At 66.8% G+C, this 13,077-nt stretch carries 11 protein-coding genes, 1 tRNA gene and 3 pseudogenes; 7 read left to right on the plus strand and 8 right to left on the minus strand.

The features are described from left to right. Positions 1-23: 23 nt before the first annotated feature. Positions 24-412 (minus strand): annotated as a pseudogene (locus WS69_RS05050) (alpha/beta hydrolase); the annotation flags it as partial. Here WS69_RS05050 and WS69_RS30140 point away from each other — a divergent pair. Further along, a pseudogene (locus tag WS69_RS30140) lies at positions 363-560 on the plus strand (UxaA family hydrolase); the annotation flags it as partial. The pseudogenes WS69_RS05050 and WS69_RS30140 sit on opposite strands and share 50 nt — an antisense overlap. 2 nt (positions 561-562) lie before the next feature. On the opposite strand, the gene WS69_RS05055 reads toward WS69_RS30140, so the two are convergent. Together WS69_RS05055 and WS69_RS05060 are read right to left on the minus strand one after the other, a co-directional pair. Continuing rightward, on the minus strand, positions 563-1,201 hold the full coding sequence (locus WS69_RS05055) for a response regulator (protein ID WP_059469704.1): 639 nt from the start codon (positions 1,199-1,201) through the stop codon (positions 563-565). A 587-nt stretch (positions 1,202-1,788) separates the two neighbouring features. Then, positions 1,789-2,097 (minus strand): hypothetical protein, encoded by a 309-nt coding sequence (locus tag WS69_RS05060; protein ID WP_059469705.1) that lies wholly within the window; start codon positions 2,095-2,097, stop codon positions 1,789-1,791. A 167-nt stretch (positions 2,098-2,264) separates the two neighbouring features. Between WS69_RS05060 and WS69_RS05065 the strand changes: the two genes are divergently transcribed. Beyond that, positions 2,265-2,486, plus strand: a complete 222-nt coding sequence (locus WS69_RS05065) for a hypothetical protein (protein WP_059469723.1) — start codon at positions 2,265-2,267, stop codon at positions 2,484-2,486. A 371-nt stretch (positions 2,487-2,857) separates the two neighbouring features. Then, positions 2,858-5,695 carry an AMP-binding protein gene (locus WS69_RS05070; RefSeq protein ID WP_059469724.1) on the plus strand — a complete coding sequence of 946 codons (2,838 nt, stop codon included), beginning with the start codon at positions 2,858-2,860 and terminating at the stop codon, positions 5,693-5,695. Here the strand turns inward: WS69_RS05070 and WS69_RS05075 are convergent. Then, positions 5,665-6,561: a helix-hairpin-helix domain-containing protein gene (locus WS69_RS05075; protein ID WP_059469706.1), complete on the minus strand. Its 897-nt coding sequence runs from the start codon at positions 6,559-6,561 to the stop codon at positions 5,665-5,667. The two genes, WS69_RS05070 and WS69_RS05075, sit on opposite strands and share 31 nt — an antisense overlap. A gap of 306 nt (positions 6,562-6,867) precedes the next feature. On the opposite strand from WS69_RS05075, the gene WS69_RS32955 reads away from it, so the two are divergent. The 3 genes from WS69_RS32955 to WS69_RS05090 all read left to right on the plus strand — a co-directional run bounded on the left by WS69_RS32955 (position 6,868) and on the right by WS69_RS05090 (position 9,631). Next, positions 6,868-7,476, plus strand: a complete 609-nt coding sequence (locus WS69_RS32955) for a hypothetical protein (RefSeq protein ID WP_156437944.1) — start codon at positions 6,868-6,870, stop codon at positions 7,474-7,476. 179 nt (positions 7,477-7,655) lie between these two features. Then, positions 7,656-8,660: an SMP-30/gluconolactonase/LRE family protein gene (locus WS69_RS05085; protein ID WP_082715950.1), complete on the plus strand. Its 1,005-nt coding sequence runs from the start codon at positions 7,656-7,658 to the stop codon at positions 8,658-8,660. A gap of 554 nt (positions 8,661-9,214) precedes the next feature. Further along, entirely contained in the window at positions 9,215-9,631 is a 417-nt protein-coding gene (locus WS69_RS05090; RefSeq protein ID WP_059469708.1) for a cupin domain-containing protein, read from the plus strand. Positions 9,632-9,681: 50 nt separating this feature from the next. Here WS69_RS05090 and WS69_RS05095 read toward each other — a convergent pair whose 3' ends face one another. Next, entirely contained in the window at positions 9,682-10,098 is a 417-nt protein-coding gene (locus WS69_RS05095; RefSeq protein ID WP_059469709.1) for a DUF1801 domain-containing protein, read from the minus strand. Between the two features lie 345 nt (positions 10,099-10,443). Between WS69_RS05095 and WS69_RS05105 the strand changes: the two genes are divergently transcribed. Next, a complete protein-coding gene (locus WS69_RS05105; protein WP_059469726.1) occupies positions 10,444-10,980 on the plus strand; it encodes a GNAT family N-acetyltransferase in 537 nt (178 codons plus the stop codon). A 183-nt stretch (positions 10,981-11,163) separates the two neighbouring features. Here the strand turns inward: WS69_RS05105 and WS69_RS32960 are convergent. The 3 genes and pseudogenes from WS69_RS32960 to WS69_RS32965 form a co-directional block, all read right to left on the minus strand. Beyond that, positions 11,164-11,249, minus strand: a tRNA-OTHER gene (locus WS69_RS32960). Positions 11,250-11,314: 65 nt separating this feature from the next. Further along, positions 11,315-11,629 (minus strand): annotated as a pseudogene (locus tag WS69_RS05110) (helix-turn-helix domain-containing protein); the annotation flags it as partial. A gap of 335 nt (positions 11,630-11,964) precedes the next feature. Continuing rightward, positions 11,965-12,324, minus strand: a complete 360-nt coding sequence (locus WS69_RS32965) for a hypothetical protein (RefSeq protein WP_156437945.1) — start codon at positions 12,322-12,324, stop codon at positions 11,965-11,967. Positions 12,325-13,077 lie beyond the last annotated feature (753 nt).

Consider the following 13,077-nt stretch of genomic DNA (forward strand, 5'->3'; position numbering starts at 1 on the left):
GTCGCGCGCCGCCCGCGATCGCGTCATGGCAGAAGTCGATTCAGCCGCGCCCGCTGTTCGAAGAGCGCCGGCCACGCGTGCACGACGCTGCCCGGCTTGCCCATTCCCCAGCCATGGCCGCCCGTCTCTGGCACGCGTGCAGCTCGCCGGGTACCTGCGCGGCGCGCAGCGCGCTCGCCATCGGCAGGCTGTTGTCGTCCGGCGCGATTGGATCGTCGAATGCTTGCGCGAGAAACGTCGGCGGCGTGCGCGCGCTCACGTGCAGATTGACCGACAGCGCTTCGCTGTCGGTCTGCGCCGGATGTGCGCCGACGACGTGCAGACGCGTGCGCGTGCGATCGAACGACGGCATCATCGTGCGTCGTCCGGATGGACGCGTCGCGTCGCGCAACTTCATCGGCATCCTCGCGTCGGTGAACTGCTCGGCGACCGTGATCAAGCAGATCGCCGCATGGTTCGCGCCGGCACGGCTCGCGGCGTTTCCGAACGTCGATGGCGTCGTCGCGTTCGCGCAGCCGTGCATCGTCGCGCGGCCGCCGCGCGGCTTTCGAGTCGATCGCCCTCACAACGGTTCGCCGATCTGATGCGCGATCGCGTAGCGGACGAGCGCCGATTCGTTCGGCAGTTCCAGCTTGTCGAGCACGTGCGCCTTGTAGATCCGGACGGTCTTCGCGCTGATCCCGAGCGCTTGCGCGATCTCGGCGGGCGTGTCGCCGGACGCCAGGTGGCGGAACACTTCGAATTCGCGCTTCGACAGCCGCTCGTGCAGCGGCGCGTCCGACTGCGAATGAAGGTTCTCCGCGAGTTGCTCGGCGACATGCATGCTGACGTACACGCCGCCCGAGGCGATCTTGCGAAGCGCGGCGATCAATTCCTCGCAGCCGCTTTGCTTCGTGAGGTAGCCCGATGCGCCGGCCCGGAACGCATCGGCCGCGTGCCGCTGATTCGTCTGTGCGGTCATCAACAGGATGCGCATCGACGGCGCCGCCTGGCGGATGCGATGGATCACGTCGGCGCATTCCCGGCCGAGGGTGGTCTGATCGAGTATCGCGATATCGGCATGACCGTGCTTGACGAGCTCGAATGCGGATGCCGCGTCGCCCGCTTCCCCGTCGATTTCGAAATCACCCGATTTTTCGAGAATATGTCGCAGGCCGTCGCGCAGCACGACGTGACGGTCGACCATCAACAGCTTGATCATCAGTGAAGTCTCGCAGCTCCAATATCCCATGGCCGTCGTGTCTCGGTAGTCGGCACGCGTTCGCGCCGCGTCGCGACGAAGCGCGAACGCATCTGGCGAGCCGGCCGAACTCCGGACGCTTGTTCCCCGGGCCGTTGCGTCGCGCCAAGCGGCGAGCGGGTTTCCCCGAGCGCGTCGCACGCGTCGCGACAGGTCGCCACGGCTTGAAAAGCAAAGTCGAAACCGCCGCTTCGAGCGAGCCGCGCGGCGCTGACGATACCCGGCGGCATGCGATGCGACGCGTGCCTTCCAGGTTCTCGTTCGTATCATCGGGATCGTCGCCCGCCGGTGGCGGACGTGTGGCCAAAATGCGAGCGCCACGTTTCAATTTTATGCCGGAATGCTTACGCAATCCTGATCGTTGCGCGCGCAATCGCATCGGTGAAATCGCGAATGGCGTGCCGGCGCGCTGTTTTGCGAATTGTTCATACCGTAGGACGACTGCGCTTTCGCGCAATGCGAAGACAGGCCGAGGCCGCTTTCCGTTCTTCGTGATCCGAAGCATGCGATGCACGGTGCTCGACGATCACGCAAGTTCCCGCATCCGCTCATTGCTCGCGCGTTTGCATGTGTACCGGCGACGCGATCCACGAATTGCGATACGCCGTGTCGACGCGAATGGCATGCCGACGCGTTCCGGCCGGTTCGGTCGTGTGAATCGATCGCGCCGCGACGGAACGCATGCTTTCATCGCCTCGCGGCGCACGATGCGACATGTGCGCGCAGGCGGGTGCGGGTCGGAACGAGGAAAGCGTTTCTGAAACGTCGATGTTTGGCATCGGCATGCGCATGGCATCGATCGAACCGTGGCACAACTGCAGCGCATTGCGCGATCGAATCGACTGCGGATTCGGCAAATTCCTACATGTCGGTGCACAGCGGCTGTGTGCTTATCTCGCAATTGCCGATTTGCTTTCGCGGTCCCGACCTGCACAGTGCGATGGAACGCAGTTTCCCATCGCAGTTGAAACGAGGGCGGTGTGGCCGGCGCAGGCTGACGCCGCTCGATGTCGGAGACATGACCATGTTGACGCCGCATGAATTCTCGACGTTGTTGTGCATCGCTCGCTCGCCCGAAGACGTCGACGTGGCGGACCCGGAATTCGTTTCTCTCGTCGAAATGGGACTCGCGATGACGACGGCGCGCGGACTGCCGGTCGCACGGGAGCCGCTCTTGACGTCGCGCGGCCGTGAATTGCTCGAACGGATCGTGTGCGCGAAGTCGGCCGCCGTACAGCGGATGTGACCGTCGGCGAGTCGCGGCGCATGCGCGATTCGCGCGTGGTCGGACGACGATTGCAGCGTGTGATGACGTCGTCGGGCGATCGACGAATGATGCCTTTGTCGACCGTCACATTGTTTGGCGGATCGATCTCGCATGCGGCACGGAACGCATGCGTTTCCGTCCCATTGTTGATGCAACGCAAGCCATGCGTCGCGCGATGGCGCACGCTCATCGTCAGCCAGCCGTTCACGCGGGGCATCGCACGCCGACCGCCTCGCGCGCGGCGTTCGGCGCATTCGACGCAACGCAGAAAAGCGCGGCGTCAGGCAAGCGAAGCGAGCCGGCGCGCGCCGATGCGTGCGTTGAGCCTCATCAATCAACGGGCGACAAGTATGGAACACACGCACCGCCTATCCGAGAACGCAACGCGATTGCTCGCGTTGCTCGATGCGTTGCTCGCGGAGTTGTACGGCGAGCGGAACGGCCATCGCCACGCGACGCTCGACGCGCAGTTCGAGCGCGATCTCGGCTTCGACAGCCTGACGCGTGCGGAGCTGTTCGACCGAATCGAGCGTGCGTTCGGCGTACGCCTGCCGGTCGACGTGTTCGCATCCGCCGCGACGCCCGCGGACGTCGTGCGCGTGCTGGCCGACGCACACGCGCACGCGCAACCGCAGGCCTTCGCCGATGACGAAGCCGTGTCGATGTCGCCCGCCGCCGCATGGCCCGTCGACGTCGACACGCTGATCGACGCGCTGCGCTGGCATGCCGAGCGTCATCCGGATCGCGTCCATCTGCGGCTGCTCGAAGACGGCCTGACGGCGACGCCGCTCACGTATGGCGAGCTGTATTGGCGCGCGTCGAGCATGGCGAACGGCCTGCGCGAGCGCGGAATCGATCCCGGCGACACGGTCGCGCTGATGCTGCCGACGGGGCTCGACTACTTCGTGTCGTTCGCCGCGATCCTGTTCTGCGGCGCGATTCCGGTGCCGATCTATCCGCCCGCCAATCTGGCGCAGCTCGACGCGCACGTCGAGCGCCACACGCCGATCCTCGAAAACGCGCAGATCAAGGCGCTGATCGCATTTCGCCCGGCCGTCTCGATCGCGCAGTTGCTGAAGCTGCGCGTGAGCACGCTGCAGCACGTGTTCACGCCCGAGCAGATCGCGGGCCGCGAGCATCTGCCGCCGTTTCGCGCGGCCGCCGACGACGTCGCATTGCTCCAGTACACGTCGGGCAGCACCGGCACGCCGAAGGGCGTGATGCTCAGTCATGCGAATCTGCTCGCGAACATCCGCGCGATGGGCGACCGGATGCGCGTCGACGCGACGGACGTGCTCGTGAGCTGGCTGCCGCTGTATCACGACATGGGGCTGATCGGCGCGTGGCTCGCGCCGCTTTACTTCGGCATCCCGGCGATCGTGATGTCGCCCGTCGCGTTCCTCGCGCGGCCGGCGCTCTGGCTGCGTGCGATCTCGCGGTATCGCGGCACGATCACCGCTGCGCCGAACTTCGCGTACGAGCGCTGCGCGCGGCGTCTCGCCGCGCTCGAACCGACCGAATTCGATCTGTCGTCGCTGCGCTTTGCGTTCTGCGGCGCCGAGCCCGTCAATCCGGACACGCTGCGCGCGTTCGCCGCGCGCTTCGCGTCGTGCGGCTTCGATGCGCGCGCGCTGGCGCCTGTCTACGGGCTCGCGGAAAACACGCTCGGATTGACGTTTCCGACGCCGGCGCGCGGACTGTGGGTCGATCGCATCGCGCGCGAACCGCTCAACGCGAGCGGCCGCGCGACGCCCGCGCCCGGCGACGCGAATGCGCTCGACGTGCCGAGCTGCGGCTATCCGCTCGACGGCACCGAGCTGCGGATCGTCGATGACGGCGAGCGCGAGGTTGCCGAGCGGCAGGTCGGGCGCATCGAGTTTCGCGGCACGTCGGCGACGCGCGGCTATTACCGCAATCCCGCGCAGACCGCGCGCCTGTTCCACGATAGCTGGCGCGATACCGGCGATCTCGGCTACGTCGCCAACGGCGAGCTGTACGTTACCGGACGCGCGAAGGACATGATCATCCGCGGCGGCCGGCATTTCTTTCCATACGAGCTGGAGAAGGCGATCGAGCGGCTGCCGGGCGTCGTGACGGGCGGCGTCGCGGTGTGCGGCGGCGCCGATCCGGTGAGCGGAACCGAGCGCGTCGTGATTCTCGTCGAGAGCGACGCAACCGATGACGCCGCGTGCGAGCGTCTGCGCGCGAGCGTCAACGACGTGACGGCCGCGCTCTGGGGAATGCCGGCCGAGCAGGTGAGCGTCGTCGCGCCGCACGGCATCCTGAAGACGCCGAGCGGCAAGATTCGCCACGCGGCGACGCTCGAGCAGTTCGAGCGCCATGCCGGACGGCTGCCGCAGGCGCCCGCGTCGTGGCGGCAGTTCGCCGACCTGGCGGCCGGCAGCGTCGCGCCGTTCGGCCGGCGCGCATCGCGGCGCGCGGCACACGTGCTCCGGGGGCTGTACTGCTGGGCGCTCGCGGCGCTGCTCGCGCCCGCGCTGTGGGTGCTCGTCGCGTACCGGAAGGATCTTCAGGACAATTGGACTCTCGCGGCATACGCGTGCCATACGTTCCTGCGTTTCGCCGGCGTGCGCACGAACCTGATCGCCGATCCCGACGCGCTCGCGGCCGGACCGTCGATCGTCGTCGCGAATCATACGAGCTATATGGACGTCGTTGCGCTGCTCGCGCTGCTGCCGCACCCCGTGCACTTCGTCGCGAAGCGCGAACTCGCGACGCGACCGTTCGTCGGCCGTTTCCTGCGCGCGCTCGGCACGCGGTTCGTCGAGCGGCGCGAATACAGCCGCAGCGTCGAGGACGAGGCGCGGCTCGTCGCGCAGGCGGCCGCCGACGATACGCTGCTGTTCTTCCCGGAAGGCACGTTCACGCGCGCGGCGGGGCTCGCCGCGTTCCGTCTCGGCGCGTTTCGCGCGGCGTGCGTCGCGCAGCGGCCGGTGGTGCCCGTCGTGGTGAGCGGCGCGCGCGCCGTGCTGCGCGACGGCGATTGGCTGCCGCGCCGCGGGGAGATCACCGTGACGATGCTCGCGCCGATCCGGCCCGACGGCACGGATTTCGGCGCGATGGCGCGGCTGCGCGACCGCGCGCGCGGCGCGATTCTCGCGCACTGCGGCGAGCCGGACTTGCGCGACGGCGGCGGTCAGCGCGTGGAGTTCGCGCCGGCCGCATAATGCGCGCGGCATTCCGCCTCGCGCCCGCGCACCACGCGCCTGCCGATCAGCGCGCCGCGCGTTTCGGTGACGACGGTGCGCTGATGCTCGTCGTGTTCGGGGTCGTAGAAGTACAGGATCACCCAGTCCGCGGTGCGGCCAAGCTCGTGCGCGCGTCCGGTGTGCGAATAGAACGCCGTGAAATGCCAGTCGTCGCGCGTCGCGTGCAACACCGGCAGCCACGCTTCGTGCCGCGGGTTCAGCCGCTTCGGCGCGATCATCGGCAACGTGCCGGCCGCGGCCTTCTCGCGATAGAGGCGGTCGACGTCGAGCAGCACGGATACGGGCGGCTCCTGCGCGGGCGTCGCGCCACGCACCAGCGCCTGCCTGCCGCGCCGGCGACTCAGCAAGTCCTCGAGCGCTGCGCGGATGCCCGCGATCCGTCGCGGACCGAGCCCTTCGACCGTCGCGAGCCGGCCGTCGTGCACGGCGAGTTCGAGGTCTTCGAGCGTGTCGATGTGGAGCGCATCGTGGATGCGCTCGGCGAGCGCCTGGCCGACTCCGGGCACCATTCGGAACGACAGCGTCGGGCTTGCCGAGCCGCGCAGGCGATCGAGTTGGCGCCAGCGGTCGGTGATCAGCATCTCGGCGATCGCGCGCGCGATGCCGAGGCCGATGTGCGGCAGCGCGTCGAGCGCTTCGATGCCGCCCGCGTCGAATAGCTCACGGACGTCGCGACCGAGGCTCGCGATCGTATCGGCGGCCGAGCGATACGCGCCGGCCCGATACGGATTCGCGCCCTGCGCGTCGAGGAGCTGCGCCGCCTCGAGCAGTCGGTCCGCGATGCGCCGGTTGTCCGGCGCGGCGGTAGGTAGGGCAGTCTGCATCGTTCGAAGGCGGTTGATTGCGCGGCGAGGCCGGGGTTCGCGTCGGCGAGCGATGCGAATGCGTGTTGCGTGTTGCGTGGGGCGATCGAGCGACGCGGTTCCGGCGCGCACGGCGAACGGCGCGCGCCGTTCGAAGCCGCCGAATCCGCTGCGCGCGCGGCTGCGAGTCGGAGCGTCGAGGACGGCACGGGCTCATGAGCGCCGGCGCCGTATCCGTATCCGCATCGCATCGCATCGCATTGCATTGCATCACGCCGCGATCGACCGATCCTCTGGAAAATTCTCATCGAACGAATGCACGGGAAATTGACGATCGTCAACGGTGTGCGATTGGGATGCGTGTGGCGACGCTTGTCGGTGCGCGACGTTTCCCGCCGTGCGATGCGGGGCCGGCACGACGGAGCGCGATCCGGAAACGCGGTCCCGCATGTCGTCGATCGGCATGTCGCCGTGCATGGGCCTGCCGAGGCCGAAACGACAGCGGTCGCCATGCATGGCTTGCGGTTTGCGCCGCGTGAGGTCGGGCCGGCGCGCGCTGGCGGCGATATGACGAAATCACTGACGCCGTGTCGGGCGAACGGCGCGACGCGCGCGGGATCGAACGGTGCTTCCGCTTCCGATCGTCGCGTTCGTGCGCGTGCGGCGCTCGCATGCGAGTCGAGCGAACGTCTGCGATGTCGCATCCGTCTGCCGCGCGCGCCCGGAGCCGTTCGCAGCGGCACGCGCCGCGCACGCGTAGTCAGACCGCCGCGCCGTCAATCTCTCGCGCGGCGTCGCGAATCGCACCGATCGTCACGTTCGCGCAGGCGCATTCGCCTCGTGTTTTACCAATATCTGGTACGCGGCGGCATTCTGTTGCTCACGGTGCTGTTCGACCCGTATCGTCGCAATCAGCGGCGCGCGATGAGGGGCTGACGGCCGCTCGGCTGCGCCCGGGATGAAAGGACGCAAGTGGGGTTCGTTCGGTTGCCGCCTGGCCGGATGGCGGCGCGAGCAGTCGAGCAGCCGAGCGGAAACGACAAATCCCGCCTCGCGCGCGCTCGACGCCTGCAGCCATCCGGCTGCGGAGAACGACGACGATATCTGGAGGCAGCATGGAACAATCGAATCGACCGTCGCGTCCGAACGCGGAGAACGCGGAGAACGCGGAGAACGCGGAGAACGCGGAGAACGCGGAGAACGCGGAGAACGCGGAGAACGCGGAATCCGCCGCCACGCTGCTGGTCGACTGCCGGAACGCGCTCGGCGAGGGTGCGACGTGGTGCGACGCGACGCGCGCGCTGTATTGGACCGACATCGAAGGCGCGCGGCTATGGCGATACCGCGCAGACGACGCGCACGGCAGCGCGGCGACCGAAACCTGGGAGATGCCCGAGCGCCTTGCATGCTTCGCGTTCACCGACGATCCGGACGTGCTGCTCGTCGGCCTCGCGTCGCATCTCGCGTTCTTCGACGTCCGCCGTCGTACGTTTACGCGGATCGTCGACGTCGAGCCCGATCTGCCGACGCGGCTCAACGACGGCCGCTGCGACCGCGCGGGCGCGTTCGTGTTCGGGACGAAGGACGAGGGCGGCGGGGCGCCGCGCGCGATCGGCGGCTACTATCGTCTGAATGCGGATTTGAGCGTGCAGCGGCTCGCGCTGCCGCCCGTCGCGATCGCGAACGGCATCGCGTTTTCTCCGGACGGATCGAGGATGTACTTCTGCGATTCGCCGACGCGGGAAATCCACGTCTGCGACTACCGGCCGGGCGGCGGCGTCGATCGCGTGCGATCGTTCGTGCGACTGGGCGACGCGGATGGCGAGCCCGACGGCTCGACCATCGATGCGAACGGCGGCCTGTGGAACGCGCAGTGGGGCGGCGCGCGAGTCGTGCGTTACGACTCGCGCGGCGTCGTGACCGACCGCATCGCCGTACCGACGCCGCAGCCGAGCTGTGTGACGCTCGACGGCGGCGGGCGGCTGTACGTGACGAGCGCGCGCGTCGGTCTCAGCGACGACGCGCTGGCGAGCGATCCGCATGCGGGCGGCGTGTTCGTCGCGGACACCCGACATGCAGGCTTGCCGGCATCGAGGTTTGCGTATCGCGGTTCGCGCTGAAGCGAAAGACGGGGCAACGGCGCGCCGGCTGCGGCGGCGCGATCTCCGGCATCGCGTGCGATACGCCGCCCGCACAACGTGCGCGCACGGCGTTTCACGTCTTTTGCTGTTTTGGCGCGGCTGGCGTGTGATCGGTGCGGGCGTCTGCCGGCAGGGGCGCTCACAAGCCAAGCATCAAGTTGCTTCGGCTGCCGGCGTTTTCCGGCGGCCACGCTGCTCGAGCGGGATCTTCTCCTTTCCGCCACGAACGGGCGTCCCGCTGTCATTGAGCGCGCGCCGCCGCTATTGCGACGCCTTTGCACCGCGTGACACCGGCTCGGAGACGGATCGTTAGCAGACGAGAACATTCGCGCGCAGGCGCTCGGCGTGCATGTTCGAACCCCGCCTTGTTAATTTATTACAAGTCGGTCAATTATTTCTTGCGATTGCGTGACGATTTCTTACACAATGGCTGCCTCCGGTTCGTTCAGGGATATCGACCGGCGATAGTCTCGCCGTACCTGAAAGCCGTGTTTTCTTCTGATTCCCGCATTGAACCGCAGCAGAGGTAGATCATGTCCCGTCCCGTTTTCGAGGCCGTACGATTGGACGACGTCGTATTGCAACCTTCTCCGATCGACCCGGCTTGGATTCTCGAAGGGAATCCTGTCGCGCGCAGCGGTCAGTGGTCCTGCAGTCCCGACTCGACGACATCCATGTGGGTCTGGGATTGCACCGCGGGGCGTTTCAACTGGCACTTCGACTGCGACGAAACCATACATGTGATCGAAGGCGAAGTGATCGTCACGTCGGAAGGCCACGAGCCGCGCACGTTGCGGGCGGGCGACGCCGCGCTGTTCCACGCCGGCAGCCGCGCCGAATGGCACGTGCCCGAGTACGTCCGCAAGCATGCGATTCTGCGTCCGCCTATCTCCAGGCCGGTGCTGTTCGTTCACAAGGTCGTCCGCAAGTTGAGCAGCACGCTGAGATGAGACGCGCGCGGAGAGTCTGCCCGGTCCGGAGAGGGCGCGAATCCCGCGGCCTACTTTGCTCGCTTTGACTTTGCTTTTCCGCCGGATGTATTGAGCGCGATCGCGGCATGGATGAGGGCCTTGAACGCGTGCTCATCCAGCGCCTCGCCCTCATGGATGTCGATTGCGCGCCTTACGTTTCCGTCGAGGCTTGAGTTGAAGAGCTTGGCCGGATCCTCCAGCGATGCCCCCTTGGCGAAGGTCAGCTTCACGATCGACTTGTAAGACTCGCCGGTGCAGATGATTCCGCCGTGCGACCATACGGGCGTGCCCATCCATTTCCATTCCTCCACGACGTCCGGGGCCGCCTCCCGAATGAGCTTGCGCATTCGGCTCAAGGTTTTTCCGCGCCAGTCTCCGAGCTCGGCGATTCTTTTGTCGATCAGCTCAGAGGCCGACCGGCCCTCGGTCGAATTCGGCTTTTCCATGTTCTCCTCCTGAGACTTCCAGACTCGTTCAGATTTCGGGGAGGCTTTTCGCTGCGCTCGGGGGCGTCGGATGTCTTCGTGTTCGCTGCTGTCGGCTGCTTGGCGGACACCTACATGGACTTTGACGCCGTCGCGGCGGGCACGACGGAGCGGGCGGGGCCTCGGCAGCTGGCTGCGCTCCTCGCACAATACTCGATTCCCGCTGCGCTCGCGCGCGCTTCGCCTTTCGGCCGAGGGCGGTCGTTCGGCTCGATACCCCAATCGTTGACGCACGGACACGAGCGTCGCGATTGAGACGGGTTGGCCTGATAGAATACGCAGTCGCCGACTCTCCGAGGTTCCATGATGAGAATTGACGCCGCTCCTCCATCAGGATACTCAGGGGTATCCCTTCGGCAACTCGAACGCTCGGATGTGGACGCCTGGTATTCGTACCTGAAGCTCCCGCACGTCTTCGAGCATACGAGCTGGGACTTGCGATCCCGGGAAGACCTCATGCCGATGTTTGACGGATTCGAATCGACGTCTGCTCAATCAGTCCGGCGCCTGGCGATCATCGGAGATGACGACCGGAAACTGATCGGCACGATCGGGTTCCATACCGTCTCCGATGTGAACCGCACGGCAGAGATCGCCTACGACCTTTCTCCTTCGCATTGGGGAAGAGGGATCGCTAGCGCTGTATGCGCCGCCGTCACCGCCTGGTCGTTCGGCGCGTATGGTTTTGTTCGTGTTCAAGGCACGGTGTTGAAGACCCACTCGCGTTCGGGCCGCGTGCTCCACAATTGCGGTTACCGATACGAAGGCTTGCTTCGGTCCTACCGCATGGTGCGAGGCGTACCCGGAGACTTTGCGCTCTATTCGCGATTGGCGACTGACTAACGCGCATCCGGGATCGGCGAATTTCGGACGTCCGGCATCGCCTGCCGATGCCCGGAAAGCCGTAGCGGATCGGGCGGCTTACCTCGCCTGGAATTCGTTCGTTATCCGGTTTGACGGCGACTGATACGAGGGCGCATCGCCGCCTTCAGGAAAATCGCGAAGCGACGGCCGCGAGAAAAAGCCTGGTGCCCACAGGGCGGGATTTGAACCCGCACGCCTGTCGGCACTCCCCCTCAAGATAGTGCGTCTGCCCATTCCGCCGCCTGGGCAAAGGGGCGCCGCTGTAACGATTGAATGCGCGTTTGTGAACGCAGCGTATCCCGGAAGCCGGCCGCTACACCCGATCAAGCAGGTCGCGCAGCACCTTCGCCCCGTCGGCCCCTTTCGCCGCATCCGCCCATAGCCTGTCTATCATCTTCCGATACATCGCGACCGCATCGGCCGACGTCGTGATCGTCGCGATTCCGGTGCGGATGTTCGGCAGTTCGCCCAGCCGGAATGGCGATGCCGCGACATGCGCGCTGTCGTCGTCCTCGAAGATCTGGAAGGTCTCGTTCGGCTGGTTGTCGTTGACGATCCCGATCCGCACGCCTTCGGTATCGTCCCAGAGCATCCCGACGATCCGCATCACCTCCCGACGCGCGGCGCTCCGATACTGCATCGCGACCAGCGCTGCTGGGCGTGGTGTTCGTGATTCCGATCAATGCGCTGTGATGGCGGTTGATCGGGCTGCTGTAGGTTTTCCTGAACGGTGATTCCGATGATCGGCAACGATCTGATTGCGGTGCGCGTGATCGCGCGCGAGCGCGTCGCGTGCGACGTGATTTTGCTGCGGCTCGTCAGCGACGGTCAGCGACGCGCCGGACCTTCCGCTGCCGGCGTTCGAGGCCGGCGTGCATATCGACCTGCATCTGCGCGACGGGCTCACACGCAAGTATTCGCTGTGCAACGACCCGTTCGAGCGCGGCGGGTACGAGATCGCGATCAAGCGTGAGCCGGCGTCGCGCGGCGGCTCCGCGCATGCACGACGTGGTTCGCGTCGGCGACGTGCTGCGGATCGGCGCGCCGCTGAATTATTTCCCGCTTGCGCCGGACGGCGGCCCGGCCGTGCTGCTCGCCGCCGGGATCGGCATGACGCCGCTGCTCGCGATGGTGCACAGCCTGATTCGCGCGGGGCGGCCGCTCGCATTCCACTACTTCGTGCGCTCGGACGGCGCGGCCGCGTATCGGCTGACGCTCGCGTCGCGGCTGGCGGACGTCGCGACGGCGCACACGGGACTGACGCCGGACGCAACGGACGACGCGATCGCGGCGATCGTCGGCGCGATGAACGCGCGTGCGCATCTGCACTTCTGCGGGCCGGCGCCATTCATGGCGGCGTCGACGCGATCGCGCGCCCGGCGTTCGGCGATGCGCGGCTGCATCGCGAGTACTTTTGCGCGCCGATCGCGGGCGACGAATCCGATGCCGGCGATGCCTCGGGCGAGGCCGGCGCGTTCCGGATCGAGCTCGCGCGCTCGCAACGCGTGTTGCTCGTGCCGCCGGGGCAATCGCTCGCCGACGTGCTGTTCGACCACGACGTTCCGATTGCCGCCTCGTGAGAAGCGGGCATCTGCGGCGCATGCCGGACGGGGGGGGCTCGAGGGCACCCCAGATCATCGCGACGCGTTTCTGAGCGCGGCGGAAAAAGCCCGCAACGAATGCATGATGCCGTGCGTGTCGCGATGCCGCGGCGAACGGCTGGTGCCCGATCTTCGAGATGCGCCGAAGGCACTGAACGGCGATTTCGATTGGACTGTCTCGGATGAGAATGGGCGAGGGTGCGCCGTCGAGCCGCCCGGGCGGCATCGTAAGCGGGATCGCGCTTCGTCGAGATTGTCGGCGTCGCCTAACCGTTCAAGCGCTGTCACGTGAACCAAGCGCACCCGCAACAATGGCGCGTCCTCTGCGATAGGCCGAATTGAGGTGTCACGAAAAGCCGCGGCAGAGCCGGGATTTCCAGGATTCAATAGACACATTTAGAGACGGTTTCAAAAAGGCCCGGTGGGGCTGTTAACTTTCGCGGCGAGCTGTTAACCTCAGGCATCGGAACAACCG

The organism is Burkholderia sp. BDU5, from assembly GCF_001522845.1.
GTDB classification, from domain to species: Bacteria; Pseudomonadota; Gammaproteobacteria; order Burkholderiales; family Burkholderiaceae; genus Burkholderia; species Burkholderia mayonis.

Excerpts from the sequence above, each read along its gene's own strand:
- WS69_RS05075 (WP_059469706.1), bottom strand. The coding sequence starts at position 6,561 with ATGCAGACTGCCCTACCTACCGCCGCGCCGGACAACCGGCGCATCGCG.
- WS69_RS05085 (WP_082715950.1), top strand. The coding sequence starts at position 7,656 with ATGGAACAATCGAATCGACCGTCGCGTCCGAACGCGGAGAACGCGGAG.
- WS69_RS05105 (WP_059469726.1), top strand. The coding sequence starts at position 10,444 with ATGAGAATTGACGCCGCTCCTCCATCAGGATACTCAGGGGTATCCCTT.
- WS69_RS05065 (WP_059469723.1), top strand. The coding sequence starts at position 2,265 with ATGTTGACGCCGCATGAATTCTCGACGTTGTTGTGCATCGCTCGCTCG.
- WS69_RS05055 (WP_059469704.1), bottom strand. The coding sequence starts at position 1,201 with ATGATCAAGCTGTTGATGGTCGACCGTCACGTCGTGCTGCGCGACGGC.
- WS69_RS32965 (WP_156437945.1), bottom strand. The coding sequence starts at position 12,324 with ATGCGCACGCGCGTTCATCGCGCCGACGATCGCCGCGATCGCGTCGTC.
- WS69_RS05090 (WP_059469708.1), top strand. The coding sequence starts at position 9,215 with ATGTCCCGTCCCGTTTTCGAGGCCGTACGATTGGACGACGTCGTATTG.
- WS69_RS05070 (WP_059469724.1), top strand. The coding sequence starts at position 2,858 with ATGGAACACACGCACCGCCTATCCGAGAACGCAACGCGATTGCTCGCG.
- WS69_RS05095 (WP_059469709.1), bottom strand. The coding sequence starts at position 10,098 with ATGGAAAAGCCGAATTCGACCGAGGGCCGGTCGGCCTCTGAGCTGATC.